Source organism: Pseudomonas sp. 18175 (assembly GCF_050432925.1).
Classification (GTDB): domain Bacteria; phylum Pseudomonadota; class Gammaproteobacteria; order Pseudomonadales; family Pseudomonadaceae; genus Aquipseudomonas.
This window is the reverse complement of sequence record NZ_JBKFTO010000026.1, coordinates 44,365-68,990: the sequence shown is the minus strand read 5'-3', so window position 1 is coordinate 68,990 and position 24,626 is coordinate 44,365. Positions and strand designations below refer to the sequence as shown.

General features: G+C 61.0%; 24 protein-coding genes and 1 riboswitch. Of the genes, 19 read left to right on the top strand and 5 right to left on the bottom strand.

Annotated features, from left to right (window positions below):
* The first annotated feature begins 6 nt into the window (after nt 1-6).
* The 17 genes from ACLD1Y_RS26660 (at nt 7) to ACLD1Y_RS26580 (ending at nt 15,420) form a co-directional block, all read left to right on the top strand.
* Nucleotides 7-1,080 carry an AI-2E family transporter gene (locus ACLD1Y_RS26660; protein WP_429480711.1) on the top strand — a complete coding sequence of 358 codons (1,074 nt, stop codon included), beginning with the start codon at nt 7-9 and terminating at the stop codon, nt 1,078-1,080.
* 195 nt (nt 1,081-1,275) lie between these two features.
* Nucleotides 1,276-1,980: a DnaA regulatory inactivator Hda gene (hda, locus tag ACLD1Y_RS26655; RefSeq protein ID WP_058424954.1), complete on the top strand. Its 705-nt coding sequence runs from the start codon at nt 1,276-1,278 to the stop codon at nt 1,978-1,980.
* 213 nt (nt 1,981-2,193) lie between these two features.
* Complete coding sequence (locus tag ACLD1Y_RS26650; protein ID WP_429480710.1) at nt 2,194-2,823, top strand: C40 family peptidase; 630 nt, start codon at nt 2,194-2,196, stop codon at nt 2,821-2,823.
* A 144-nt stretch (nt 2,824-2,967) separates the two neighbouring features.
* A complete protein-coding gene (locus tag ACLD1Y_RS26645; protein WP_429480709.1) occupies nt 2,968-3,504 on the top strand; it encodes a C40 family peptidase in 537 nt (178 codons plus the stop codon).
* A 178-nt stretch (nt 3,505-3,682) separates the two neighbouring features.
* Nucleotides 3,683-3,930, top strand: a riboswitch (cobalamin riboswitch).
* A gap of 80 nt (nt 3,931-4,010) precedes the next feature.
* Complete coding sequence (gene cobO / locus ACLD1Y_RS26640) at nt 4,011-4,622, top strand: cob(I)yrinic acid a,c-diamide adenosyltransferase (RefSeq protein WP_429480708.1); 612 nt, start codon at nt 4,011-4,013, stop codon at nt 4,620-4,622.
* Nucleotides 4,619-6,007 carry a cobyrinate a,c-diamide synthase gene (locus tag ACLD1Y_RS26635; protein ID WP_429480707.1) on the top strand — a complete coding sequence of 463 codons (1,389 nt, stop codon included), beginning with the start codon at nt 4,619-4,621 and terminating at the stop codon, nt 6,005-6,007. Before cobO ends, ACLD1Y_RS26635 begins: the two co-directional genes overlap by 4 nt.
* Nucleotides 6,004-6,654 carry a 5,6-dimethylbenzimidazole synthase gene (gene bluB, locus ACLD1Y_RS26630; protein WP_429480706.1) on the top strand — a complete coding sequence of 217 codons (651 nt, stop codon included), beginning with the start codon at nt 6,004-6,006 and terminating at the stop codon, nt 6,652-6,654. Before ACLD1Y_RS26635 ends, bluB begins: the two co-directional genes overlap by 4 nt.
* Nucleotides 6,651-7,559 (top strand): adenosylcobinamide-phosphate synthase CbiB, encoded by a 909-nt coding sequence (gene cbiB / locus ACLD1Y_RS26625; RefSeq protein WP_429480705.1) that lies wholly within the window; start codon nt 6,651-6,653, stop codon nt 7,557-7,559. Before bluB ends, cbiB begins: the two co-directional genes overlap by 4 nt.
* A complete protein-coding gene (gene cobD / locus ACLD1Y_RS26620; RefSeq protein WP_429480704.1) occupies nt 7,552-8,541 on the top strand; it encodes a threonine-phosphate decarboxylase CobD in 990 nt (329 codons plus the stop codon). The genes cbiB and cobD overlap by 8 nt, the downstream gene beginning before the upstream one ends.
* Complete coding sequence (locus ACLD1Y_RS26615; protein WP_429480703.1) at nt 8,538-9,989, top strand: cobyric acid synthase; 1,452 nt, start codon at nt 8,538-8,540, stop codon at nt 9,987-9,989. Before cobD ends, ACLD1Y_RS26615 begins: the two co-directional genes overlap by 4 nt.
* A 145-nt stretch (nt 9,990-10,134) precedes the next feature.
* Nucleotides 10,135-10,656 (top strand): bifunctional adenosylcobinamide kinase/adenosylcobinamide-phosphate guanylyltransferase, encoded by a 522-nt coding sequence (cobU, locus tag ACLD1Y_RS26610; protein ID WP_429480702.1) that lies wholly within the window; start codon nt 10,135-10,137, stop codon nt 10,654-10,656.
* Complete coding sequence (cobT, locus tag ACLD1Y_RS26605; protein WP_429480701.1) at nt 10,653-11,708, top strand: nicotinate-nucleotide--dimethylbenzimidazole phosphoribosyltransferase; 1,056 nt, start codon at nt 10,653-10,655, stop codon at nt 11,706-11,708. Before cobU ends, cobT begins: the two co-directional genes overlap by 4 nt.
* A complete protein-coding gene (gene cobC, locus ACLD1Y_RS26600; protein WP_429480700.1) occupies nt 11,705-12,280 on the top strand; it encodes an alpha-ribazole phosphatase family protein in 576 nt (191 codons plus the stop codon). Before cobT ends, cobC begins: the two co-directional genes overlap by 4 nt.
* 2 nt (nt 12,281-12,282) lie before the next feature.
* On the top strand, nt 12,283-13,011 hold the full coding sequence (locus tag ACLD1Y_RS26595) for an adenosylcobinamide-GDP ribazoletransferase (protein ID WP_429480699.1): 729 nt from the start codon (nt 12,283-12,285) through the stop codon (nt 13,009-13,011).
* Nucleotides 13,012-13,053: 42 nt separating this feature from the next.
* Nucleotides 13,054-13,458 (top strand): MarR family winged helix-turn-helix transcriptional regulator, encoded by a 405-nt coding sequence (locus ACLD1Y_RS26590; protein ID WP_135288660.1) that lies wholly within the window; start codon nt 13,054-13,056, stop codon nt 13,456-13,458.
* A 63-nt stretch (nt 13,459-13,521) separates the two neighbouring features.
* Nucleotides 13,522-14,721: an MFS transporter gene (locus ACLD1Y_RS26585; RefSeq protein ID WP_429480729.1), complete on the top strand. Its 1,200-nt coding sequence runs from the start codon at nt 13,522-13,524 to the stop codon at nt 14,719-14,721.
* 150 nt (nt 14,722-14,871) lie between these two features.
* Nucleotides 14,872-15,420 carry a glutathione peroxidase gene (locus ACLD1Y_RS26580; RefSeq protein ID WP_429480698.1) on the top strand — a complete coding sequence of 183 codons (549 nt, stop codon included), beginning with the start codon at nt 14,872-14,874 and terminating at the stop codon, nt 15,418-15,420.
* A 64-nt stretch (nt 15,421-15,484) separates the two neighbouring features.
* On the opposite strand, the gene ACLD1Y_RS26575 is transcribed toward ACLD1Y_RS26580, so the two are convergent.
* The 4 genes from ACLD1Y_RS26575 to ACLD1Y_RS26560 all read right to left on the bottom strand — a co-directional run bounded on the left by ACLD1Y_RS26575 (nt 15,485) and on the right by ACLD1Y_RS26560 (nt 18,647).
* Nucleotides 15,485-16,765 (bottom strand): OmpP1/FadL family transporter, encoded by a 1,281-nt coding sequence (locus ACLD1Y_RS26575; protein WP_429480697.1) that lies wholly within the window; start codon nt 16,763-16,765, stop codon nt 15,485-15,487.
* Between the two features lie 146 nt (nt 16,766-16,911).
* Nucleotides 16,912-17,394 carry a hypothetical protein gene (locus ACLD1Y_RS26570; RefSeq protein ID WP_429480696.1) on the bottom strand — a complete coding sequence of 161 codons (483 nt, stop codon included), beginning with the start codon at nt 17,392-17,394 and terminating at the stop codon, nt 16,912-16,914.
* Nucleotides 17,395-17,673: 279 nt separating this feature from the next.
* Entirely contained in the window at nt 17,674-17,898 is a 225-nt protein-coding gene (locus ACLD1Y_RS26565; RefSeq protein WP_005790139.1) for a hypothetical protein, read from the bottom strand.
* A 443-nt stretch (nt 17,899-18,341) separates the two neighbouring features.
* Nucleotides 18,342-18,647, bottom strand: a complete 306-nt coding sequence (locus tag ACLD1Y_RS26560; RefSeq protein ID WP_429480695.1) for a hypothetical protein — start codon at nt 18,645-18,647, stop codon at nt 18,342-18,344.
* 457 nt (nt 18,648-19,104) lie between these two features.
* Between ACLD1Y_RS26560 and ACLD1Y_RS26555 the strand changes: the two genes are divergently transcribed.
* Together ACLD1Y_RS26555 and rmuC are read left to right on the top strand one after the other, a co-directional pair.
* Nucleotides 19,105-19,428: a sel1 repeat family protein gene (locus ACLD1Y_RS26555; protein ID WP_429480694.1), complete on the top strand. Its 324-nt coding sequence runs from the start codon at nt 19,105-19,107 to the stop codon at nt 19,426-19,428.
* A gap of 61 nt (nt 19,429-19,489) precedes the next feature.
* A complete protein-coding gene (rmuC, locus tag ACLD1Y_RS26550; RefSeq protein ID WP_429480693.1) occupies nt 19,490-20,968 on the top strand; it encodes a DNA recombination protein RmuC in 1,479 nt (492 codons plus the stop codon).
* A gap of 126 nt (nt 20,969-21,094) precedes the next feature.
* Here the strand turns inward: rmuC and ACLD1Y_RS26545 are convergent, their stop codons facing one another.
* Entirely contained in the window at nt 21,095-24,565 is a 3,471-nt protein-coding gene (locus ACLD1Y_RS26545) for a hybrid sensor histidine kinase/response regulator (protein WP_429480692.1), read from the bottom strand.
* Nucleotides 24,566-24,626: the final 61 nt, after the last annotated feature.

Genomic DNA, 24,626 nt, shown 5'->3' with positions numbered 1-24,626 from the left:
TGGTTTATGGCGGATACGCGTCGTTGGGTGTGGCTTGGCGGGATTGCCCTGCTGTGCGTCTTTGTGTTTTTGCTGCATTCGATCCTGACGCCGTTCCTGGTTGCGTTGCTGCTGGCCTATCTGTTCGATCCGGTGGTGGATCGCCTGGAGAAAGTCGGTCTGTCGCGTACCTGGGGCGTGGTGGCGGTGTTCGCCCTGTTCACGTTGATCATCACGGCCTTGGTGTTGGTGCTGGTGCCGATGCTGGCCAAGCAACTGTTTCGCCTCTATGAACTGGCGCCGCAGATGCTCGATTGGCTGCAGCACACCGCAATGCCGTGGGCTCAGGCCAAGTTGGGGTTGTCGGACGGCTTCTGGAAGTTCGACAAGGTCAAGGCGGCCATCAGCGAGCATATGGGCCAGACCACCGATATCGTTGGCGTGGTGCTCAGCCAGGCCACGGCGTCCAGCCTGGCGTTGATTGGCTGGTTGACCAACCTGGTGCTGATCCCGGTGGTGGCGTTCTACCTGTTGCGCGACTGGGACATCATGATGGCCAAGATCCGCAGCCTGCTGCCACGTAATCGCGAGGAGCGCATCGTTTCCCTGGCCGAAGAGTGTCACGAGGTACTTGGCGCGTTCGTACGGGGGCAATTGCTGGTGATGCTGGCGCTGGGGATCATCTACGCGGCGGGCTTGATGGCTATCGGCCTGGAGCTGGGGCTGTTGATTGGCCTGATCGCCGGTCTTGCGGCCATCGTGCCGTACATGGGCTTTGTGATCGGTATCGGTGCGGCGTTGGTGGCGGGTCTGTTCCAATTTGGTGGCGACCTGTATCCGATGCTGGGGATTGTTGCAGTGTTCATGGTCGGTCAGGCCCTGGAAGGCATGGTGCTGACGCCGTTGTTGGTGGGGGATCGGATTGGCTTGCATCCGGTGGCGGTGATCTTTGCGATCCTGGCCGGCGGTGAGCTGTTTGGCTTTACCGGTATTTTGCTGGCGCTGCCAGTGGCGGCGGTGATCATGGTGCTGGTGCGTCATGTGCACGATCTGTACAAGGATTCGGACGTGTATACGGGGGTTGAAGACCCTGATCTGTAAACCGTGTGTCACAAACCCGGCCAAGGCCGGGTTTGTTGTCTCTAGCGTCAAACAATCCGCGCAAAACCAGCAAGTTAACGCAAACCTTTGATTTTGCTTGTGGTCTGCTGCATTGTGCGCCCGGCGTCACGGGTATAAACTTTGCAAACTTTACACAGAGGCCACTAACGGTTCGTTTGGAGCCGTTCAGTCAGCATGAAACCGATTCAGCTGCCCTTAGGTGTGCGTCTGCGTGATGACGCCACCTTTATCAACTACTACCCAGGCGCCAATGCCGCTGCACTCGGCTATGTCGAGCGGCTCTGCGAAGCCGACGCCGGGTGGACCGAAAGCCTGATCTACCTGTGGGGCAAGCACGGCGTAGGGCGTACCCACCTGTTGCAGGCTGCGTGCCTGCGGTTCGAGCAGATGGGCGAGCCGGCGGTATACCTGCCGCTGGCTGAGTTGATGGACCGTGGCATTGGCATCTTCGATCACCTTGAGCAATACGAACTGGTCTGCCTGGACGACCTGCAGGCGATTGCCGGCAAGGCCGATTGGGAAGAGGCGCTGTTCCATCTGTTCAACCGTTTGCGAGACAGTGGCCGGCGCTTACTGATAGCCGCTTCCACTTCGCCACGGGAATTGCCGATCAAGCTGGCCGACCTCAAGTCGCGGATGACCCTGGCGCTGATCTTCCAGATGCGCCCGCTGTCCGACGAAGACAAATTGCGTGCCCTGCAATTGCGTGCCTCCCGGCGCGGCCTGCACCTCACCGACGAGGTCGGGCACTTCATCCTTACCCGTGGCACTCGCAGCATGAGCGCGTTGTTCGATTTGCTCGAACAGCTCGACCAGGCCTCTTTACAGGCCCAGCGCAAGCTGACCATCCCCTTCCTGAAAGAAACCCTCGGCTGGTAGCCAGCCCTTTGTTTTCGGGGCTTTCGGCAAATTACAGGCGTCAGAAAACCCGCGTTTGAGCCCGAAAGGCCACGCAAAAGGCAGGTACAGGGTGTTAAGGGCTTAGATGTCATAGTCCAAACAAGAAGTCACATAGATCACGATTGAATTTGCAAATCGATGTGATAGTGGGCATAGTCTCGACTTCTTTACATATCAGCCACGGTCGTGCCCATGCTAAATCGCTTCGCACCCCTCGTGCCTCTCGCACTCGTTACCCTGTTGTTTGGTTGCGCCTCCCACCCTCAACAAGTGGCAGAGCAGCAAAAGCCTCAGGTTCAAAATCAGGCAAAATTCGTTGCTGCACAATCTGCTTCTGTTTACGAAGAAGAAGTGGCAACCGAAAAAGAACTGGCCGATTTCGGCAGCAACAAGCCTTACCAGCTTCCAGTTCTGGCCGACAGCATCCTCGAACGCGGCATGTCCCTGATCGGTACCCGTTACCGTTTTGGCGGCACCTCCGAAGCCGGTTTCGACTGCAGCGGTTTCATCGGCTATCTGTTTCGTGAAGAGGCGGGCATGAACCTGCCACGCTCCACTCGCGAAATGATTAACGTGAACGCTCCGTTGGTCGCGCGCAACAACCTCAAGCCCGGTGATCTGCTTTTCTTTAGTACAGCTGGCCGTGGTCGCGTAAGCCATGCCGGTATCTACTTGGGCGATAACCAGTTTATCCACTCCAGCAGCCGTCGCAGTGGTGGTGTTCGAGTCGACAACCTGGGTGACAGCTACTGGAGCAAAACCTTCATCGAAGCCAAGCGCGCACTCGCCATGGCCCCGACGACGGTTACCGCTAGCAAGTAAACTTAAAGTGATACTTGAAGTTTGATGTGTAAGCGCTAGAATCCCTGGACATTGTTGTAATCCGTTCGCGCGAGCTTTGCTTGCGCGTTCTGGTTTTCAGCGTTCGGCAGCGAAAGCCGCATCCAGACCAGGATTGTTCTGCACATGTCGACCTCAGCCCGCCTGATCCTTATTCTTTGCGCCGCGCTGCTCAGCGCCTGCGCAAGCCGCCCACCTCCCGCGCCTGTGGCCGTCAAGCCCAAGCCGGTGTTCAACTATTCCACCCAGAATTTCTCGCCTGCAGCCGAAGACGTACTCTTTCGTGCGCTGGGCCTGGTCGGCACGCCTTATCGCTGGGGCGGCAACACGCCGGACTCGGGGTTTGATTGCAGTGGCTTGATCGGCTTTGTGTTTCGTGACGCCGCAGGTATCTCATTGCCGCGTACCACCCGTGAACTGATCGTGATGCGTGCGCAGGATGTCAGCGAGCAGAACCTGCAGACCGGCGACCTGCTGTTCTTCGCCACCGGTGGCGGCTCCCAGGTCAGCCATGCTGGCATCTATGTGGGCGAAGGGCGCTTCGTCCACGCGCCGCAAACTGGCGGTACGGTGAAGCTGGACACCTTGTCCAAGGCGTATTGGCAGAATGCTTACCTGAGTGCCAAGCGGGTGTTGCCGGGCAGTCTGGCGCGTAATCCCTGAACTAGCATAAGTCCAAATGTGGGAGCGGGCTTGCTCGCGAATGCACAGTGTCAGTCACCGAATATGTTGACTGACCCACCGCATTCGCGAGCAAGCCCGCTCCCACATTTGTTTTGCGGTGCTTTCAGGTACACGTACTGTGCCAGCTTTAATTGACGCTCCACCCCCAACCCACTACCCTTCGCGACTTGTTCCAGGTGCTCTGTGACCCATGGGTCGACAGAGTGAAACAGGGAAGCCGGTGAGTGAGCGCACTTGTACACAGTGCCGCCGCAATTCCGGCGCTGCCCCCGCAACGGTAAATGAGTCAAGACGCTGCCTTTTGCCACTGTATCGCTCGCGATATGGGAAGGCGCAGCGTTGGCCTGCTCTTCATGGAGAGCGCCACTCATGAGCCCGGAGACCGGCCCGGAGCATCCAACAGCATCACGGTGGGCGATGCTTGGCTGTCTGTATTTTTCTTTTTCCTGCCCGCCGTTTTTGTCCAGCCCCAACGGAGAGCTGCCATGACCGATTCCCCCGAACGCGACGAACGCCACCTGGCGCGCATGCTGCGCAAAAAAGCCGTGATCGACGAACGCATCGCCAACTCCCCCAACGAATGCGGCCTGCTGCTGGTGCTCACCGGCAATGGCAAAGGCAAGAGCAGCTCTGCGTTCGGCATGCTGGCCCGGGCCATGGGCCACGGCATGCAATGCGGCGTGGTGCAGTTCATCAAGGGGCGTAACAGCACGGGTGAAGAGTTGTTCTTCCGCCGCTTCCCCGAGCAAGTTCGCTTCCATGTGATGGGCGAAGGCTTCACCTGGGAAACCCAGGACCGCCAACGCGACATCGCCGCCGCCGAGGCCGCCTGGGCGGTGTCCCGCGCGTTGCTGCAAGACCCGGCCATCGGCCTTGTGGTCTTGGACGAACTGAACATCGCCCTCAAGCACGGCTACCTTGACCTGGACCAGGTACTCAGCGACCTGCAAGCCCGTCCACCGATGCAACACGTGGTGGTCACTGGTCGTGGCGCCAAGCCCGAACTGATTGAAATGGGCGACACCGTCACCGAAATGGGCATGCTCAAGCACGCGTTCCAGGCCGGTATCAAGGCACAGAAGGGCGTCGAACTTTGAATCAGCCCCGTCATTGCCCGGCTGTTTTGATCGCCGCACCGGCGTCCGGCCAGGGCAAAACCACCGTTACCGCAGCCCTTGCCCGTTTGCATCGCAACCTGGGGCGCAAGGTGCGCGTGTTCAAATGCGGGCCGGACTTTCTCGACCCGATGATCCACGAGCGCGCCAGCGGTGCGCCGGTGTATCAGTTGGATATGTGGATGGTGGGCGAGCAAGAAAGCCGCCGCCTACTGTGGGAAGCCGCAGGGGAGGCCGACCTGATCCTGATCGAAGGCGTGATGGGCCTGTTCGACGGCACACCGTCCAGCGCCGACCTGGCACGCCACTTCGGTGTGCCGGTGCTGGGTGTGATCGACGGCACCGCCATGGCCCAGACCTTCGGCGCCCTGGCCCTGGGCCTGGCGCGCTACCAGCCGGACCTGCCGTTCGCCGGCGTGCTGGCCAACCGTGTCGGCACCCTGCGTCATGCGCAATTGCTCGAAGGCAGTCTCACCGAAGGCCTGCGCTGGTACGGCGCGTTGTCCCGCGAGACCGGGATCGAATTGCCCAGCCGCCATTTGGGCCTGGTGCAAGCCAGCGAACTCAATGACCTCGACCTGCGCCTGGACGCCGCCGCCCAGGCCCTGGGCAGCAGTTGCGAAGTCGCCTTGCCGCCGCCGGTAACCTTCGCCGCGCCGGAAGTGATCGTGGCCGAGCCGCTGCTCGACGGTGTACGTATCGCCGTGGCGCGCGATGAAGCTTTCGCCTTTACCTATGGCGCCAGCCTTGATCTGTTGCGGGCGATGGGTGCCGAGCTGAGATTTTTCTCACCGATCCACGACAGCCAACTGCCCGACGCCGACAGCCTCTACCTGCCCGGTGGTTATCCGGAACTGCACCACAAGGCGCTGTCGGAAAACACCTCGATGCTCGATTCGATCCGCGCTCACCACGCGGCAGGCAAACCGTTGCTCGCCGAGTGTGGCGGCATGCTGTACCTGCTCGACTCCCTCACCGATGTGGACGGCACCCGCGCCGAACTGGTGGGGCTGTTGCAGGGCGATGCGGTGATGCAAAAGAAACTCGCGGCACTGGCCCTGCAAAATGTTGACCTGCCCGAAGGCACATTGCGTGGCCATACCTATCACCATTCCCTGACCAGTACCGAATGGCAACCGATTGCCCGTGGCGTGAGCCCCAATGGTGGGCGCGGGGCTGAGGCGGTTTATCGGCAGGGACGGATGACGGCATCCTACGTACACTTTTACTTTCCATCGAATCCGAGCGCAGTGGCCGCACTGTTTGTGCCAGACCGGGAGGCCGCCATCGCAGGCAAGCCAGCTCCCACATCGACGGCGTTTGCAGATCAAAATGTGGGAGCGGGCTTGCCCGCGATAGGGCCATGACCGACAACGCCTTCCCCGAAGCCGACCGCCAGGCCGTCTACCGCGCCATCGCCGAACGCCGCGACATGCGTCACTTCAGCGGCGGCACGGTTGCCCCCGAGTTGCTGCATCGCTTGCTCCAGGCTGCCCACCAGGCGCCCAGTGTCGGCCTGATGCAACCGTGGCGCTTCATCCGCATCAGCGACCGCAACCTGCGTGGGCAAATTCAGCATCTGGTTGAAGAAGAACGCATACGCACCGCCGAGGCCTTGGGCGAACGTTCCGATGCGTTCATGAAGCTCAAGGTCGAAGGCATTCACGATTGCGCCGAAGTGCTGGTGGCGGCGTTGATGGATGATCGCGAGCGGCACATCTTTGGCCGTCGCACGTTGCCGGAAATGGACATGGCCTCGCTGTCCTGCGCCATCCAGAACCTGTGGCTGGCGGCGCGCGTCGAAGGCCTGGGCATGGGCTGGGTCTCGCTGTTCGAGCCCCAGGCTCTGGCCGACCTGCTGGGCTTGCCGCCCGGTGCCAAACCCTTGGCCGTGCTGTGCCTGGGGCCGGTGACCGAGTTCTACCCGGCACCGATGTTGCAGCTCGAAGGTTGGACCGAGCCTCGGCCGCTGAGTGACATGCTGTATGAGAACACGTGGGGAGTGAGTCAATGAGTGTGGCCTTGCTGTGTGTCGCTGCGGTAGCGCTGGATGCGCTGCTGGGCGAGCCCAGACGCTGGCATCCGCTGGTGGCGTTCGGCAATTTTGCCGGGCGCATCGAGCAGCGTTTCAATACCGGTGGCCGAGGCTGGCGCAGCCACGGCGTGACCGCCTGGTTTATCGCGGTGGTGCCGTTGACCTTGCTGGCTACAGCCCTGTCGTGGGCGCCGTATATCGGCTGGGTGCTGGAGATTCTGGCGCTGTACTGCGCCCTTGGCATGCGCAGCCTGGGTGAGCATGTGATCCCGGTGGCTCAAGCCCTACGCAGTGATGACCTGGACGAGGCGCGCAAACGCGTGAGTTACCTGGTGAGCCGCGAGACCCGCGAGCTGGATCGCACCGAGGTCGCCCGCGCGGCCACCGAGTCGGTGCTGGAGAACGGCAGCGATGCGGTGTTTGCCGCGCTGTTCTGGTTTGTGGTCGCGGGTGTGCCGGGCGTGGTGCTTTATCGCCTGAGCAACACCCTCGATGCCATGTGGGGGTATCGCAACGAACGCTTTGAACGCTTCGGTTGGGCGGCGGCAAAAATTGACGACGTGCTGAACTACATTCCTGCACGCCTGGTGGCGCTGACTTACGCGGTACTGGGTAAAACCGGCCTGGCGCTCAAGTGCTGGCGCATCCAGGGCCCGACCTGGGACAGTCCCAACGCTGGCCCGGTGATGGCTGCCGGGGCCGGTGCTTTGGGTGTCGAGTTGGGGGGCGCCGCCACCTACCACGGTGAAGTGCACCAGCGCCCGCAACTGGGCGAAGGCCCGGCGGCAGATGCCGACGCCATCGACCGAGGCTGGCAACTGGTGCAGCGCGGCGTATGGTTGTGGCTGCTGATCCTGTGCGCGGGGGCGCAATTCTATGCTTGAACACGGTGGGCGGCTGCGCAAGGCAGCCATTGAGTATGGGATAGCCGAGGCTGATTGGCTGGACCTGTCCAGCGGCCTGGCGCCTTGGCCTTTTCCGATTCCCGAGATTCCGCTGCGGGCCTGGGCACGCTTGCCGGAAACCGATGACGGCCTGGAGCAAGCGGCCAGCGAGTACTACGGTGCTGCGCACCTATTGCCGGTGCCTGGCTCCCAGGCGGCGATCCAGTTGCTGCCGCGCTTGCGTCGGGCGGGCAAGGTCGGCGTGTTGTCGCCGTGCTACGCCGAACACGCCGAAGCCTGGCGCCGCGCCGGTTACGTGGTGCGTGAAGTGCAGGAGCAAGAAGTCGATTTCTTCCTCGACAGCCTTGACGTGTTGGTGGTGGTCAACCCCAACAACCCCACAGGCCTGAGCCTCACCCCGCAACGCCTGCTGGACTGGCACAGCCGCCTGGCCCAGCGCGGTGGCTGGCTGGTGGTGGATGAAGCCTTCATGGACGTGACCCCGCAATTGAGCCTGGCGAGCCAGGCCCATCAGGTCGGGTTGATCGTATTGCGTTCGTTCGGCAAGTTTTTTGGCCTGGCCGGTGTGCGGTTGGGGTTTGTGCTGGCTGAGCGCCGGTTGCTTAAGTTGCTGGCCGAACAGGTCGGGCCTTGGGCCGTCAGCGGGCCGACCCGGGTGCTGGGGCAAGTGATATTGCGGGATTTCGCCGGGCATGCTCGCCAGCGCACGCGTTGCGTCGAAGCCGGCCAGCGGTTGTTCGCCCTGCTTGAGCGCCGTGGCTTTCAACCCCACGGCGGCTGCGCGTTGTTCCAATGGCTGATCACCCCGCACGCCGAGCGCATGCACACATTCATGGCTCAGCGCGGCATCCTGTTGCGCCTGTTTGCCCACGACAGCAGCCTGCGGTTTGGCCTGCCCGACACCGAGGCCGACTGGCTGCGCCTCGACGAAGCCTTGCTGGCCTATAAGGACGCCTCATGAGTACGCTGATGGTGCAAGGCACCACCTCCGATGCCGGCAAAAGCACCCTGGTGACCGCGTTATGCCGCTGGCTGGTGCGCCAGGGCGTGGGCGTGGCGCCGTTCAAACCGCAGAACATGGCCCTCAACAGCGCCGTGACGGCCGAGGGCGGCGAGATAGGCCGGGCCCAGGCCGTGCAGGCCCAGGCTGCCAACCTGGCGCCTCATACCGATATGAACCCGGTGCTGCTCAAGCCTAACAGCGACACCGGCTCCCAGGTCATCATCCATGGCCGCGCCGTGACCAGCATGAATGCCGTGGCCTATCACGACTACAAAGCCATCGCCATGCAGGCGGTGATGGCCTCCCATGCCCGGCTGAGCGCGGCGTACCCGGTGGTGATGGTAGAAGGCGCGGGCTCGCCGGCCGAGATCAACCTGCGTGCCAACGATATCGCCAACATGGGTTTCGCCGAGGCCGTGGATTGCCCAGTGTTGCTGATCGCCGATATCAACCGTGGTGGCGTGTTCGCCCACCTGGTGGGCACCCTGGAATTGCTGTCCCCCAGCGAACAGGCCCGGGTCAAGGGGTTCATCATCAACCGTTTCCGGGGCGATATCGCGCTGCTGCAACCGGGGCTGGACTGGTTGGAAGCGCGCACCGGCAAACCGGTGGTGGGCGTGTTGCCCTACGTAATAGACCTGCACCTGGAGGCCGAGGACGGCATCGACCGGCGCCAGACCGACAAGGCCGCCCAGGTGCTCAAGGTCGTGGTGCCGGTGTTGCCGCGCATCAGCAACCACACGGACTTCGACCCGCTGCGCCTGCACCCCCAGGTGGATGTGCAGTTCATCGGCCCGGGCCAACCAATTCCCGCTGCTGACTTGATCATCCTCCCTGGCTCAAAAAGCGTACGCAGCGACCTTGCCTACCTGCGCGCCAACGGCTGGGACACCGCCGTGGCGCGGCACTTGCGCTACGGCGGCAAGGTGCTGGGTATTTGCGGCGGCTTGCAGATGCTCGGCGAGCAGGTGCATGACCCGCTGGGTCTGGAAGGGCCAGTGGGCTCCAGTGATGGTCTGGGGCTGCTGGCCTTCAGCACCACCCTGGAAGAAGAGAAACAGTTACGCAATGTACGCGGGCGCCTGCTGCTGGAAGATGCCGAGGTCAGCGGTTACGAGATTCATGCGGGCGTGACCACCGGCGATGCCTTGTCGAACGCGGCGGTGCTACTGGATGACGGCCGCAGCGACGGCGCCCAAAGTGCAGACGGGCAGATTCTTGGTACCTACCTGCATGGCCTGTTCGAAACCCCGGCGGCGTGCAGCGCCTTGCTGCGCTGGGCGGGTTTGCGGGATGTGCAAGAGGTGGACTACCACGGGTTGCGCGAGCGCGATATCGAGCGATTGGCGGATTTGGTGGAGAACCATTTGGACACCACTCTCTTGCGCAACCTATGCGGGATATGACGATGTGCACGCGATCAAAATGTGGGAGCGGGCTTGCTCGCGAATGCGGTGGGTCAGTGATGAATGTGTTGATTGACACACCGCTTTCGCGAGCAAGCCCGCTCCCACATGGACCTGTGCCAGCCTCAATAATAGGTATACCCCCATGCTCCAACTGATCCTCGGCGGTGCCCGCTCCGGCAAAAGCCGCCTCGCTGAAAAGCTCGCCAGCGACAGCACCTTGCCAGTCATCTATATCGCCACCAGCCAACCCCTGGACGGTGAGATGAACGAACGTGTCGCCCTGCATCGCCAGCGCCGCCCCGACCACTGGGGCCTGATCGAAGAACCCCTCGAACTCGCACGGGTGCTGCAGGAAAACGCAGCCCCCGAGCGTTGCCTGCTGGTGGACTGCCTGACCCTGTGGCTGACTAATCTGCTGATGCTGGAAGACCCCGATCGTTTGGCGGTGGAGCGCGATCAACTGCTGGAAAGCTTGGCCACGCTGCCAGGTGAAATTATTTTTGTCAGCAACGAGACCGGTCTGGGTGTCGTGCCGCTGGGCGAATTGACTCGCCGCTATGTGGATGAAGCCGGTTGGCTGCATCAAGCCTTGGCCGAGCGCTGTCAGCGTGTTGTCCTGACGGTGGCCGGCCTGCCCCTGACTTTGAAAGGTACTGCGTTATGACTGACACCTGGTGGCTCAACCCTTGTAAGGCCATTGACGCCTCGGCGTATGAACAAGCCCTGGCACGCCAGCAGCAATTGACCAAACCGGCGGGCTCCCTCGGCCAGTTGGAAGCGTTGGCGGTGCAATTGGCGGGCTTGCAGGGCCAGGTCAAGCCGGCGCTGGACCAGTTGTGGATCGCCATCTTTGCTGGCGATCACGGCGTGGTCGCCGAAGGTGTGTCGGCCTATCCCCAGGAAGTCACCGGGCAGATGCTGCATAACTTTGTCAGCGGTGGCGCGGCCATCAGCGTGTTGGCGCGGCAACTGGATGCGCAGTTGGACGTGGTCGACCTCGGCACCGTGACGCCGTCGCTAAGCCTATCGGGTGTGCGTCACCTGAATATCGGCGCCGGCACCGCCAATTTCGTCAACGGCCCGGCGATGACCCAAACCCAGGGGCACCTGGCCTTGCAAGCCGGTCGTGACAGCGCACGGCGTGCGTTGCAGGGCGGTGCGCAGTTGTTTATCGGCGGTGAGATGGGCATCGGCAATACCACTGCCGCCAGCGCATTGGCGTGCGCGCTGCTCGATTGCCAGGTCAGCGATTTGACCGGCCCGGGCACCGGCTTGAACGCTCAGGGCGTCAGCCACAAGGTGGCGGTGATCGAACGCGCGCTGGCAGTGCACGCCGGGCAACGCGGTGATGCGTTGCAAACCCTGTTCAACCTCGGTGGTTTCGAGATCGCGGCATTGGTCGGCGCTTACCTGGCCTGCGCCCAGGAAGGTATCGTGGTGCTGGTGGATGGGTTTATCTGCACCGTCGCGGCGCTGGTGGCCACACGTCTGAACCCGGCCAGCCGTGAGTGGCTGGTGTTTGGCCATCGGGGGGCAGAGCCTGGGCATCGTCATGTGCTGCAAAGCCTCGACGCGCAACCGCTGCTTGAGCTGGGCCTGCGCCTGGGCGAGGGCAGTGGTGCGGCGTTGGCGGTGCCGCTGTTGCGCCTGGCGTGTGCCTTGCACGGCCAGATGGCGACCTTCGCCGAAGCCGCCGTGGCAGACCGCCCGGCATGACCTTGCACCTGGACCTGCTGCGTCACGGCGAAACCGAACTGGGTGGCGGCCTGCGCGGCAGCCTGGACGATGCGCTCACTGCCACCGGCTGGGCGCAGATGCGTGCCGCCGTGGTAGGGCAGGGGCCGTGGGATCGGTTGGTCAGCTCGCCGCTGCAACGGTGCGCACGGTTTGCCGAAGAGCTGGGCGCCGCGCTCGGTTTGCCGGTGAGCCTGGAAAAGGACCTGCAAGAACTGCACTTCGGCGCCTGGGAAGGGCAGAGCGCGGCGGCATTGATGGAAACGGATGCCGAGGCGTTGGGGCTGTTCTGGGCCGATCCCTATCGTTTCACGCCGCCGGAGGGGGAGCCTGTCAGCGCCTTTTCCGACCGGGTCCTAGGGGCTGTCGCACGCCTGCATCAGGCCTATGCCGGCGAGCGTGTGCTGTTGATCAGTCACGGCGGTGTGATGCGTCTTTTATTGGCGCGTGCGCGGGGATTGCCCCGTGAACAACTGCTGAATGTCGAAGCGGGTCACGCCAGCATGTTCAGCCTGCAGGTCAGCGCGGAAGGCGTGTTGAAGGAAGGAGTCTGACGATGTTGCCGTTCTGGATCGCCCTGCAATTTTTGAGCAGCCTGCCGATTCGTCTGCCGGGCATGCCGCAACCCCAGGAGCTGGGGCGCTCTTTGCTGTTTTATCCGCTGGTCGGCCTGTTGTTTGGCATGCTGTTGTGGGGCCTGAACGCGGTGTTGATCGGCGCGCCCCTGTTATTGCATGCCGCGCTGCTGCTGACGGCCTGGGTGCTACTCAGTGGCGGCTTGCACCTGGATGGCCTGGCTGACAGCGCCGATGCCTGGCTGGGAGGCTTCGGTGACCGCGAGCGCACCCTCACCATCATGAAAGACCCGCGTAGCGGGCCGATTGCGGTGGTGACCCTGGGCTTGGTGTTGTTGCTCAAGTTCAGCGCGTTGGTGGCCTTGATCGAGCAGCACAACGGCGCGGCGCTGATCCTCGCGCCGTTGATCGGGCGGGCGTCGATGCTGGCGTTGTTCCTGACCACACGCTACGTGCGTGCAGGAGGATTGGGCCAGGCGTTGTCGGATCATTTACCCAGAGTCGTCGGCCAGCAGGTGCTGATCCTCAGTGGCCTGGCGTGCATCCTGATCGGTGGTTTCAGCGGCGGGGTGGCTGTGCTGCTCGCCGCCGTGTGTTTTATCGGCTTGCGCCAGTTGATGGTCAAGCGCCTCGGCGGCACGACCGGTGACACGGCGGGTGCTTTGCTGGAGCTGTTGGAAGTCGCGGTGTTGGTCGGCTTGGCTTTGTAACACTTTCTTGCATTCTGTTAATCGCGGGTATATACACGTTCCATGCTTGCCTCCCAATGTTTATGCACCAACCTGCGTCGCGCCGCTCGTGGCGTCAGCAGGCACTACGACGGCGCTCTCGACGGCTTCGGGATCAACGTCGCCCAGTATTCTTTGCTGTGCAACTTGCAGCGCCTGGACCAACCGAGCATTTCCAGCCTGGCCGAAGCCATGGGCCTGGATCGCAGCACCTTGGGGCGCAACCTGCGGGTGCTGGAAGGCGAAGGCCTGGTGCAACTGGTGGAAGGCGACGACCTGCGCAACCGCCTGGTGCTGTTGACCACCGCGGGCGAAGAACGACTGGCCGCCGCGTTACCGGCCTGGGAAGCTGCACAGCAGAAATTGATCGATCAACTCGGCGCGGATAAACGCGAAACCTTGTTGGCCTTGCTGGATGAACTCGCCTAAGCGCGGGTTTGTCCGAACACAAGCGGGTATATACCCGCGAGCGGAGAATAAGAAATGACCTCGATGTGGCGCACCAGTGGCTGGATTCTTGTAGGGAGTGCGCTGATCCTGGCGCTGTCGTTGGGTGTGCGGCATGGTTTCGGTCTGTTCCTGGCGCCGATGAGCAGCGAGTTTGGTTGGGGGCGCGGCACGTTTGCCCTGGCAATCGCCCTGCAAAACCTGGTGTGGGGCCTGGCCCAGCCGTTTGCCGGTGCGTTGGCCGACCGTTTCGGTGCGACTAAAGTGGTGTTTATCGGTGGGGTGCTTTACGCCGTAGGACTGGTGCTGATGGGGTTGTCGGATTCGGCATGGTCGTTGTCCCTAAGTGCAGGGTTGCTGATTGGTATCGGCCTGTCGGGGACCTCGTTCTCGGTGATCCTGGGTGTGGTGGGCCGCGCCGTCGCACCGGAAAAACGCAGCATGGCCATGGGCATCGCCAGCGCCGCAGGTTCTTTTGGGCAGTTCGCCATGGTGCCGGGTACCTTGGGCCTGATCAGTTGGTTGGGCTGGTCCGCCGCCTTGCTCACCTTGGGCGTGATGGTGGCGCTGATTTTGCCGCTGGTCAGCATGCTCAAGGACCGACCGCTGGCGGTCACGGCCGGTCAGCAAACCTTGCGTGAAGCCTTGGCGGAGGCCTGTAGTCACTCCGGGTTCTGGCTGTTGGCGTTTGGTTTTTTCGTCTGCGGTTTCCAGGTGGTGTTTATCGGCGTGCACCTGCCGGCCTATCTGGTCGACCAGCATCTGCCCGCATCCACAGGCACGACGGTGCTGGCGTTGATTGGCCTGTTTAACATCATCGGCACCTACACCGCCGGCTGGCTTGGCGGGCGCATGTCCAAGCCCCGCCTGTTGACGGCGTTGTACCTGTTGCGTGCTGTGGTCATTGTGTTGTTCCTGTGGGCGCCGGTCACCCAGGTGAGCGCCTACCTGTTCGGGATGGCGATGGGGCTGTTGTGGCTGTCTACCGTGCCACTGACCAACGGCACCGTGGCAACCCTGTTCGGCGTGCGAAATCTCTCGATGCTCGGTGGGATCGTGTTCCTGTTCCACCAGATTGGCTCCTTCCTCGGCGGCTGGTTGGGCGGGGTGGTCTACGACCGAACCGGCAGCTACGATTTGATCTGGCAGGTAGCAATTCTGTTGAGCGTCCTCGCGGCGGCCTTGAACTGGCCGGTGCGCGAGCGCCCGGTGGCCCGATTGCAGGCGCAGATGGGGGCGGCATGAGCATAGCGGTAAGGGGTTTGCTGATCAGCGTGGGGGTGATTTTGCTGGTGCTGGCCTGGTGGGGCTGGCAGCACGGTGGGCTGGCGTTGATGCAACTGGGCATGTCGATCTGTTAAGTTCGTGGCCTGATCTCATTCAAGGACACACGACATGCAGATGCGCTGGCTCGCTGTACCCGTGCTGATGGCCATTGGCAGTGCCGCGATGGCTGCCAGTTGCCCGCCGTTGCTGGAAGGCCAATTGCCCAAGCTGCGGGCCAAGGAATCCATCGACCTGTGCCAGCGCTTTGCTGGCAAGCCCCTGGTGATCGTCAATACTGCGAGCTTCTGTGGGTTCGCGCCGCAGTTCAAAGGCCTTGAGGCGTTGTATCAACGCTACAAAGGCGAAGGCCTGGAGGTGATTGGCGTACCGTCCGATGACTTCAAGCAAGAGGCCAAGACCGGCGAGGAAACCGCCAAGGTCTGCTACGTGAACTACGGCGTGACCTTCACCATGACCGAGCCGCAGAAGGTCAAGGGGCCGGATGCGGTGCACTTGTTCAAGGTGTTGGCGCAGCAGAGCAATGCGCCGAAGTGGAATTTCTACAAATATGTGGTGGATCGGCAGGGCAACGTGATCGCCGATTTTTCCAGCCTGACCAAGCCGGACAGCCCGGATCTGATCGAGGCGGTGGAGAAGGCGCTGGCGTCGAAGCCTTGATCGTCGGGTATTAAAAAGCCCCGCTTCCTTTGCAGGAGGGCGGGGCTTTTTTATGCCGCGTGGATCAGAACTTGTACGTCACGCCCAGGCCGAAACCGTTGGCGCTGTTTTCATACTTGGCGCTGTACGAACCCAGGTTGTTGGCTTTGTTGATCTTGACCGGTTCTTCCTTAAGGTAGGAGTAGGCCAGGTCGACGGTCATGTTATCCATGACGGCGTAGCCCAGGCCCACACTGAAGATGGTCCGGTCGCCGGTTGGGATGCGTGGCGAGCGATCAGTGTTATTGGTGGGCGACTGGTCCCAAGTCAGGCCGGTACGCAGTACCACCTGTTTGGTGACTTGGTACGAGGTGCCCAGGGCGTAGGCCCAGGTGTCGTGCCAGTTCTGAGGCTCGTTGATCTGGCCGATAACACCCGGAGCGGCGACGCCGTTGGCAGCAGTCACGCCTTCGTTGTTCACGGTGATTTCTTTGAGGCGGCTCCAGCGGGTCCAGGTGGCACCACCGTAGACTTTCCAGGCATCACTCAGATCCTGGGTGACCGACGCGTCCCAGGACTCAGGCGTATCGATTTTCAGCGACGCATCGTAGCGCCCGCTGGCAATGAGGCCGGCGGTCGCAGTGGGTGCGGTGACCTCGGTATGGCCTTTGAGTTTGTAGCTGACTTTGGAGTGGTAAGTCAGGCCGACACGGGTGGTGTCGGTTGCCTGTACCAATACGCCGACGTTGAAGCCCAGAGCCGTGTCGTCGCCCTTGATCGTGACGTTGGTGTCTTGAAGGGCAGGGTTGAAGCTCAGGTCGGATTCCAGCTTGCCGGAGATGCGGTTGATGGTCGGGCCAAAACCAATCGAAACGCGGTCGTTGAAGGCGTAGCTGACAGTCGGTTGCAGGGTGATAACGGACACCTTGCTGTAACTGCCGAAACTGCGGCCCTGGTAGCCTTTCTCGTAATCGGTCACTAGGCCGAATGGCGCGTATACGCCAAAGCCGATGGCCCACTGATCGTTGAGTTTGTTGGTGTAGAAGCCAAATGGAACGCCGGTGAACGGAACCATGTCGCCTTTGTTGGAGCCGCGTGCTGTGCCGGTACCGCTGGCATCTTTGATATCGGTCGAGGCATCGATCGCCGCAACACCGCCGGTGATTTGCTGGCCTTCAAGGCGAGCCATACCGGCAGGGTTGCCATAGACAGTGCTTGCGTTATCGGCAGAAGAAGAGCGGCCTGCGAAACCCGTCCCCATTCCTGCGACGTCTTGTTCGTTAAGGGCAAAGCCACTTGCGAAGACGTGGGAAGAGGCCATGGCAACGGCGAGGCTAAGTGTGGTCTTGAGCATTACTTTTTTCATTATTAGAACTCCGTGGTGATCACCGCTGCGGAAAGTATCAATAAATTTAAGAGAGCGCTATAGGCCGTAATGCAGGAGATAGAGCGGTTTTGTAGGACAATCCGACCAAAATTCGGGTTTTTTGGCGAATCTTGCAAATTGCCCGGTCAACAAACCGCGTGATTCATGGGTGAAACACAGGTTTGCCAATTTTGGGTGAAATCCTTGATGCGCCCGTGTGGATGAAATATTTCTTTCCAGATACGCGCCATGGCCAGAACATCGCCGGGCGGTGGGAGTGCGGGGTTGTGTTGTTCGACCAACAGCCAGGCGATGGCCGTGGCGTAACGCAGGTTTACGGTGAGTTCTAGCTGTGGCGCACTGAGAAACGCATGTTGGCTGGCCAGCCCGCGGACCAAGCTGGCGCGTTCCGGGTCCAGCGCCAGGTAGGTGTCCCACAAGGCGCGGTGGCGAGGCTCGGTGATGCTGTACAAGCCATGGCCACGGCGGTCGTGCAGGGCCGAACCCAGTTCCGACTGGCTGGCGGCAATGCCCAGCAGCAGTGATTCAGCAGTCTCGTTGTGACAGCCCAGGTAGATCAACGTGGGTCGGATCACGTAACGACACAATTCGCTGGCGGCGATACCCATACAGGCCTCAATCCGTGAAGAAAGTGGTCGACGAGGCCTGAGTGGGGGCTTGGCAGCAATGGATCGGAACTCAGGCTCGCCGGAAGCGGATCATGCCGCTTGAGTTGAAGTGTAGTGTCATATTTGTGATGTAAAGGACTGTTTTTAAAACATCTTCTTCATTTAGTTATAACGTTTATATCTATTCGAACTTAGTGCAAATACTCAAAAAGTAAATTCCGGGCAATAAAAAACCCTGCGTTTTAAACAGGGTTTTTGTGTTTCAGCGACTCGGGTCGGTCAGGCAGTCAATGCCTGACGGGTACGCTCGATCACGGCCTGCAGCGGTTCTGCGCTGGAGTATTGATCGGGGTACAGGCGTTCGCTGTGACGTGCGATGCCGTGTTCGTTGACCAGGGTGAAGCTGAAGCAGCCTTTGCGAGCCGCCATGATCAGGCAGTTCATTGGAGCAAAAGCGTTGGTGAGGGTGCGAATGGCATCCTGAGTATGGATTTGAGCGTTCATATTATTGGTGTTCCTACAAATGACACAGATAAGAACCGTGCCGTATTAAAACGTTCCAGCGACGTTGACCACGATTGATCGAACGAAGAAACCAACTGGAACAAAGCAGCCAGTTTGAAGCGCTGATAAGTTAGGCGCGCTTGGGCTGGCAGGTAGGTACTTAGGAGGGCAGGCAACACAACAGGGGCAAAGGTTCTGGGCCCGGGGTGAAGATCCTGATCAATTTGCAGGTTGGTTCGGTCAGAGTATTGAATCTTCGCGCCACCCTTTGCTTGTTCAAAGGCAGTGTCGTCGCAAGAGATACCTGGAAACCATCGAGGTGGTCGATCCCGCGTTGTTCGGGGGAGTAGTTCGACCAGAATTGACTTTCAGCTTGGTACTAACGCCGCGGATAGTAACGGATTGAAACAGGTAAGGGAAGTGTGATAGCAAAAAAACTTCAATCAGTAGCCCAGCAGGCCGTGATAGAGCAGCACTGTGCTGGCGGCGGCCAAGGAACAACCCAGCCCGTAGGCTGCCAGGGTCAGTCGCAGGGACTGGCCGGTTTCGACCACCTTCATCACATCGCCCATGTCATTGATCCTGCCTTCGCCCAGCTCAATACACAGGCTCACCGCCGTGAATGCTGCCGACAGCAGGATGGCAATGGCGAACAGCGCACCATCCGGGGACGGCAGTAGCGCATTGATCCCCAGGGAAATGGCACAAATAGCCAATAACAACATGGCGAACACCAGCATTCCTTTCATCGACCCGCTCACCGTTGTGCTCAAGCCGGTGAGTGTGGCGAGCGATTCGATATTTGAAAAGTCCCCCGATTTAGCACCGAGGTAACGTTTTCGAGGCGACTCGCTTCAAAAAAAGCCGCTGATATAACCATCGGATGGGTACTTGTGCACATTAGTTGCCGCATGTGTAACCTCGCTGTCAAAGGCTGCACAAGCCCGCCATTTGCCTGCAATGGAAATTTAAGTCAATGAAAAATCTGCCTTTTTTTTATTGGTGAAAAAATCGTCAGTTTGACTGCGAGCCCCATTCCATGGGCCTTTGCGCGAGTTAAAGGGGGGTTGTCCACTGAGTTATCCACAGCTTCTGTGGATTGTCCCGAGCGCTTGCTCTAGAACGGGCGTGCAGCGTTTTTTCAGCTTTACCTGTACGAAAAAAAGAGTAGAGTGGCGCGCCTTCCGATCTGTCCCACAGTGTTTTATGAAGTTTCGCTCAGTATCACCTTCTGTTACCGATACCCCCCACACTGTTACCGTACCCAAGCGCTTCTCGCTGAAGGTTGCTTTGTGGCTGCTCGACAGTCCGCGCCTGGGGCACAACACCAACGTCAAGCACTTTGCCGGGCGCTTGCTCAAGCAGCCTGCCCGTGAAGGCGTAGTGGCCGCGCAAAGCCGCCTGGGCCAACTGATGTGCCGTGAGTGCGGCAACGCCCGTGACCGCCGCATTGGCCACGACCTGCTGCGCCTGGCCGCCCGCGCTGGCGACCGCCGCGCCCAGCGCGAACTGGGCCAGGTCGAAGACTGACCTGTCCTACCGCCCTGTGCTCCGTTAACCTTGCTCTTTTTCGGTAATGGCAGAAATGGCTATGGCTTTTGACTGGACCAGTGTTGCCCTGGGCCTTGCTGGCGCGGCAGTGCCGTTGTTGGCGGTGTGCTGGCAGATTCAACGACGGCTGACCGCCCGCATGACGGGCTGGGAACTGCTTGAAGAACGCCTGGCTACCGCACAACTGGCCCAGGAAGGTCTCACCGCTCAGTTGGATGCCAGCCGCGACGAGATCAGCGACCTGAGCCAGGCCAATGCCGCCAAGCAAGCCGACCTCGCGGCGGTGCGTCGTGAAGTCGAATTGCTGCAGATCGACCGTGACAACGCCCGCGACGCTGCCCATGCCTGGAACCTTGATCGCAGCGCCAAAGACACCGAATTACGCCGCCTCGACGCGCTGTCGGCCGCCCTGCGTGCCGAGTTGCGCGAGCAGCAGGACAGCCACCAGCAACGCCTAGCCGACCTGCAAGGCTCGCGGGATGAGCTGCGCGCGCAGTTCGCTGAGCTGGCCGGCAAGATCTTCGACGAACGTGAACAACGCTTTGCCGAAACCAGCCAGGAACGCTTGGGGCAGTTGCTTGATCCCTTGAAAGAGCGCATCCAGTCCTTTGAAAAGCGCGTCGAAGAAAGCTACCAGAATGAAGCCCGCGAGCGCTTTTCCCTGGCTAAAGAGCTTGAGCGGCTACAGCAGCTGAACCTGCGTCTGTCGGACGAAGCCACCAACCTGACCCGAGCCCTCAAAGGCCAGAAAACCCAAGGTAATTGGGGTGAGCTGATTCTGGAGCGGGTGTTGGAGCATGCTGGCCTTGAGAAAGGGCGCGAGTATCAGACCCAGGTCAGCCTCAAGGGGCCGGATGGCGAACGGTTCCAGCCGGACGTACTGATCATGTTGCCCGGCGACAAGCAGGTGGTGGTGGACTCCAAGGTCAGCCTCACCGCGTACCAACAGTTTGTCGCGGCGGATGACGAGCTCATCGGTCAGGCGGCGTTGAAGCAGCATGTGCTGTCCTTGCGTAATCACGTCAAAGGCTTGGCCGGCAAGGATTACAAGCGCCTGGAGGGGTTGCACAGTCTGGATTTCGTCTTGCTGTTCGTGCCCATCGAAGCGGCGTTTTCCGCCGCCTTGCAGGCCGAGCCGAACCTGTTCCAAGAGGCCTTCGACCGTCATATTGTGATCGTCAGCCCGACCACTTTGCTTGCCACCCTGCGGGTGATCGACAGCCTGTGGAAGCAGGAACGCCAGAGCCAGAACGCGCGGGAAATCGCAGAACGCGCTGGCTGGCTGTATGACAAGTTTGTGCTGTTCATCCAGGATCTGGATGAAGTGGGCAATCGCTTGCAGCAGTTGGATAAGGCTTACAGCGCGGCGCGGAACAAGCTGACAGATGGACGCGGGAATCTGGTCAGTCGCACTGAGCAATTGAGGTTGCTTGGGGCGCGGGCCAGTAAAAGCCTGCCGGCGGATTTGCTGGAAAGAGCGATGACGGATGCCGATGGCGTAGCCCATCTTCCTGAATAAATGAAGATTAAAACTGTGGGAGGGGGCTTGCTCCCGATGATGGTGGGTCAGCGACAACTGCACTGACTGACACACTGCCATCGAGGGCAGGCCCCCTCCCACATGTTTTACCACGTACACCTGGCCTCACAGTGGCAAATGCCGACTCAACAACGCCCGCAACGCCGCTGGCTTCACCGGCTTGGCCAAATAATCCAACCCCGCCGCATGCACCTCGGCCACCATCTCCGGGCGCCCGTCGGCGCTGATCACCACGCCGGGAATCGGCTCGGCCAACTGCGCCCGCAGCCAGCCCATCAGCTCGGTGCCGGTTTCGCCATGGTCCAGGTGGTAGTCCACCAAGGCCAATTGCGGTCGCACGCCCTCGGCCAGCAACGCTGCGCATTGCGCCTGGTCGGTGGCGGTCCATACTTCGCAGCCCCAGCGGCTTAACAGGCTGCGCATACCGATCAGGATGCTTTCTTCGTTATCCACGCACAGCACTTGCGCGCCGCTGAGGGGCAGGCCGTTTTCCTGCGGGGCCAGCACCCGTGTGCTGGCCTGGTTGCGCGCCAGGGGCACGCAGACGCTGAACACGCTGCCTTTGCCCGGCCATGAACGCACGCTTAGCCGATGACCCAATACGCGGCACAGGCCATCTGCAATCGCCAGGCCCAGACCCAGGCCTTTTTCGGCGCGGGTCTGGTGGCTGTCCAGGCGCTTGAATTCTTCGAAGATCACTTTCTGTTTATCCGGCGGAATGCCGGGGCCACGGTCCCAGACTTCCAGGCACAGTTCCCCCTCACGGCGGCGTACGCCCAGTAGCACCGGGCCGTCGGCATAACGGAAAGCGTTGGTAAGAAAGTTCTGCAGGATACGCCGCAGTAACTTGATGTCGCTGTCGATGCGCAAGCGGCTGCCGCGCAGACGGAAACCCAGGCCTTGCTCCTGGGCCAATGCCTTGAACTCGGCGCCCAGTGTGTCGAACAGTTCATTGAGCACAAAGGGTTGGCGCTGCGGGTTGATCTTGCCGTTTTCCAGGCGCGAGATATCCAGCAAGTCGCTGATCAGGTCTTCGGCGGAGCGCAGTGAGCTATCCAAATGTTGCACCAACTGCCGCGCCTCGTTCGACAGCCCGTCGTTCTGATGGGAGAGGGCGGCGGAGAATAGCCGTGCTGCGTTCAGCGGTTGCATCAGATCGTGGCTGACTGCGGCGAGGAAACGGGTCTTGGACTGGCTGGCGGATTCGGCCACGCCCTTGGCATCGGTCAGCGCCACGTTGAGTTGTGACAGCTCATGGGTACGTTCAATCACCCGTTGCTCCAGGCCTTCATTGGCCTCGGTGAGTGCCTGCTCGGCCTCGCGGAACGCAGTAATGTCGGTGAAACTCATGACAAAGCCACCGCCGGGCATCGGGTTGCCAATCAGCTCAATCACCCGCCCGTTGGGGAACAAGCGCTCGGAGGTGTGCGCGCGGCCCTGACGCATCCAATGCAGGCGGCGGGCCACATGCACTTCGGCCTCGCCCGGCCCGCACAATCCTCGCTCGGCGTTGTAGCGAATGATGTCGGCAATCGGCCGGCCCACGCTGATCAAGCCTTCGGGGTAGTTGAACAGCTCAAGGTAGCGTCGATTCCACGCAACCAGCTTGAGGGACTGGTCCACCACGCTGATGCCTTGGGTGATGTTTTCAATCGCGCCTTGCAGCAGGGCGCGGTTGAATTGCAGCACTTCAGAGGCTTCGTCGGCGATCCGTACGACGTCCTCCAGCTGCATTTCCCGGCCTTCAATTGCGGCTTTTACGACGGCGCGGGTCGACGATGCGCCGAGGACACCGGCCAGCAGGCGCTCGGTATGGGCGATCCACTCGTTGTCAGCATTCTGGTTGGGGTTGAAGCCTTTGCCTTGGCGATAAGCAAAGCGAATAAAGCTCTGCTGGGCCCGTTCATCGCCCACAAAACGCGCTGCCAGGCTGAGCAGGTCACTGATCTGAACCGAAAGCATTGAGCGGGCGCTGGCACGCTGGCTGATTTCCTGGCCGATAAAGCGCCCCGCTTGCCAGTGTTCGGACACCCGTGTGCGCGACAGCATCGACACCCATACAAACAGGGTGAAGTTACCCGCCAGTGAGAACACTGTGCCCAAGGTCAACGAAGTAACAGACAAGCCCAGCGGGTGAGAATGCATCCACGTAAGCCCTGGGAAAAGGCTGAGGGACCAGCCCAGGCTTTTCGCAGTAACCGGTAGGACCAAGGTGTAGAACCACAGGAAGGTACCCGCCGCCAGCCCGGCAAACACCCCGCGCCGGTTGGCCTGTTTCCAGTACAACGCGCCAAGCATCGCCGGTGCCAGTTGGGTGACGGCGGCAAAGGCGATCTGGCCAATGGTCGCCAGGCTGGCGGTGGACCCCAGCAGGCGATAACTCACGTAGGCCAGCAGCAGGATGATGACGATGCTGACCCGGCGCACCGAGAGCATCCAGTGGCGGAACACTTCGAATGGCCGCTCGGCACTGGAGCGCCGCAACAACCAGGGGAGCAGCATGTCGTTGGACACCATGGTCGACAACGCGATGCTCGCCACGATCACCATGCCCGTCGCCGCCGATGCGCCACCGATAAACGCCAGCACGGCCAGGGCCGGATGCGCCTCGGCCATGGGCAGGCTGATCACGTAGGAATCCGGTAGTACGGAAGCGGGAAGCAGCATCTTGCCGCCGAGGGCAATGGGGATCACAAACAGCGCGGCGAGGATCAGATACGCGGGAAATACCCACTTGGCCAGGCGCAGGTCCTGGGGGTCGATGTTCTCCACCACGGTCACATGAAACTGCCGTGGCAAACAGATAATCGCCATCATGGCCACGCCGGTCTGCACCACCATCGAAGGCCAGTTGACGGTTTCTTTCCAATATTCGTCCAAGCGTGGCGCGAGCATGGCTTGGCTGAACAGGTCGCCGAAACCGTCGTACAGGCCGTAGGTCACAAACGCGCCGACGGCAAGAAACGCGAACAGCTTGACCAGGGATTCAAAGGCAATCGCCAGCACCATGCCACGGTGGTGTTCGGTGGCGTCGAGGTTACGGGTACCAAACACGATGGTGAACAGCGCCAGTACCAGCGACACGATCAATGCGGTGTCCTGGGCGCGGGTGCCGGTGGTATCGGCGCCTGCGCCGATCAGCAGGTTCACGCCGAGTACGATGCCTTTGAGTTGCAGCGCAATATAGGGCAGCACGCCCACTAGGCAGATCAAGGCCACCACCACCGCCAGGGACTGGGATTTGCCGTAGCGCGCCGCGATGAAGTCGGCGATGGAGGTAATGTTTTCCTGCTTGCTGATCAGAATCATCTTCTGCAGCACCCAGGGTGCCAACACCAGCAACAGCACCGGTCCCAGGTAGATAGGTAAAAACGCCCACAATTGTTCGGCGGCCTGGCCTACAGCACCAAAGAAGGTCCAGCTCGTGCAGTAGACCGCCAGCGACAGGCTATACACCCAGGCACGCATGCGTGGTGGCAGCGGCGCATGGCGGCGGTCACCGTAGAAGGCGATGGCAAACATAATGGCCATATAGGCCAGGGCAACGGCGGCGATCAGCCCGCTGGACAGCGTCATGGTAACTCCGAGCGTGGGAACACCCAGGCATTCCAGGCCCGGTTGGACAGTCTCGCATGAT

Excerpts from the sequence above, each read along its gene's own strand:
- cobU (WP_429480702.1), top strand. The coding sequence starts at position 10,135 with ATGCTCCAACTGATCCTCGGCGGTGCCCGCTCCGGCAAAAGCCGCCTC.
- cobT (WP_429480701.1), top strand. The coding sequence starts at position 10,653 with ATGACTGACACCTGGTGGCTCAACCCTTGTAAGGCCATTGACGCCTCG.
- ACLD1Y_RS26650 (WP_429480710.1), top strand. The coding sequence starts at position 2,194 with ATGCTAAATCGCTTCGCACCCCTCGTGCCTCTCGCACTCGTTACCCTG.
- ACLD1Y_RS26560 (WP_429480695.1), bottom strand. The coding sequence starts at position 18,647 with ATGAAAGGAATGCTGGTGTTCGCCATGTTGTTATTGGCTATTTGTGCC.
- ACLD1Y_RS26545 (WP_429480692.1), bottom strand. The coding sequence starts at position 24,565 with ATGACGCTGTCCAGCGGGCTGATCGCCGCCGTTGCCCTGGCCTATATG.
- ACLD1Y_RS26575 (WP_429480697.1), bottom strand. The coding sequence starts at position 16,765 with ATGAAAAAAGTAATGCTCAAGACCACACTTAGCCTCGCCGTTGCCATG.
- cobD (WP_429480704.1), top strand. The coding sequence starts at position 7,552 with ATGCTTGAACACGGTGGGCGGCTGCGCAAGGCAGCCATTGAGTATGGG.
- bluB (WP_429480706.1), top strand. The coding sequence starts at position 6,004 with ATGACCGACAACGCCTTCCCCGAAGCCGACCGCCAGGCCGTCTACCGC.
- ACLD1Y_RS26565 (WP_005790139.1), bottom strand. The coding sequence starts at position 17,898 with ATGAACGCTCAAATCCATACTCAGGATGCCATTCGCACCCTCACCAAC.
- cbiB (WP_429480705.1), top strand. The coding sequence starts at position 6,651 with ATGAGTGTGGCCTTGCTGTGTGTCGCTGCGGTAGCGCTGGATGCGCTG.
- ACLD1Y_RS26580 (WP_429480698.1), top strand. The coding sequence starts at position 14,872 with ATGCAGATGCGCTGGCTCGCTGTACCCGTGCTGATGGCCATTGGCAGT.
- ACLD1Y_RS26645 (WP_429480709.1), top strand. The coding sequence starts at position 2,968 with ATGTCGACCTCAGCCCGCCTGATCCTTATTCTTTGCGCCGCGCTGCTC.
- ACLD1Y_RS26595 (WP_429480699.1), top strand. The coding sequence starts at position 12,283 with ATGTTGCCGTTCTGGATCGCCCTGCAATTTTTGAGCAGCCTGCCGATT.
- ACLD1Y_RS26585 (WP_429480729.1), top strand. The coding sequence starts at position 13,522 with ATGTGGCGCACCAGTGGCTGGATTCTTGTAGGGAGTGCGCTGATCCTG.
- rmuC (WP_429480693.1), top strand. The coding sequence starts at position 19,490 with ATGGCTTTTGACTGGACCAGTGTTGCCCTGGGCCTTGCTGGCGCGGCA.
- cobC (WP_429480700.1), top strand. The coding sequence starts at position 11,705 with ATGACCTTGCACCTGGACCTGCTGCGTCACGGCGAAACCGAACTGGGT.
- cobO (WP_429480708.1), top strand. The coding sequence starts at position 4,011 with ATGACCGATTCCCCCGAACGCGACGAACGCCACCTGGCGCGCATGCTG.
- hda (WP_058424954.1), top strand. The coding sequence starts at position 1,276 with ATGAAACCGATTCAGCTGCCCTTAGGTGTGCGTCTGCGTGATGACGCC.
- ACLD1Y_RS26660 (WP_429480711.1), top strand. The coding sequence starts at position 7 with ATGGCGGATACGCGTCGTTGGGTGTGGCTTGGCGGGATTGCCCTGCTG.
- ACLD1Y_RS26615 (WP_429480703.1), top strand. The coding sequence starts at position 8,538 with ATGAGTACGCTGATGGTGCAAGGCACCACCTCCGATGCCGGCAAAAGC.
- ACLD1Y_RS26570 (WP_429480696.1), bottom strand. The coding sequence starts at position 17,394 with ATGGGTATCGCCGCCAGCGAATTGTGTCGTTACGTGATCCGACCCACG.
- ACLD1Y_RS26590 (WP_135288660.1), top strand. The coding sequence starts at position 13,054 with ATGCTTGCCTCCCAATGTTTATGCACCAACCTGCGTCGCGCCGCTCGT.
- ACLD1Y_RS26555 (WP_429480694.1), top strand. The coding sequence starts at position 19,105 with ATGAAGTTTCGCTCAGTATCACCTTCTGTTACCGATACCCCCCACACT.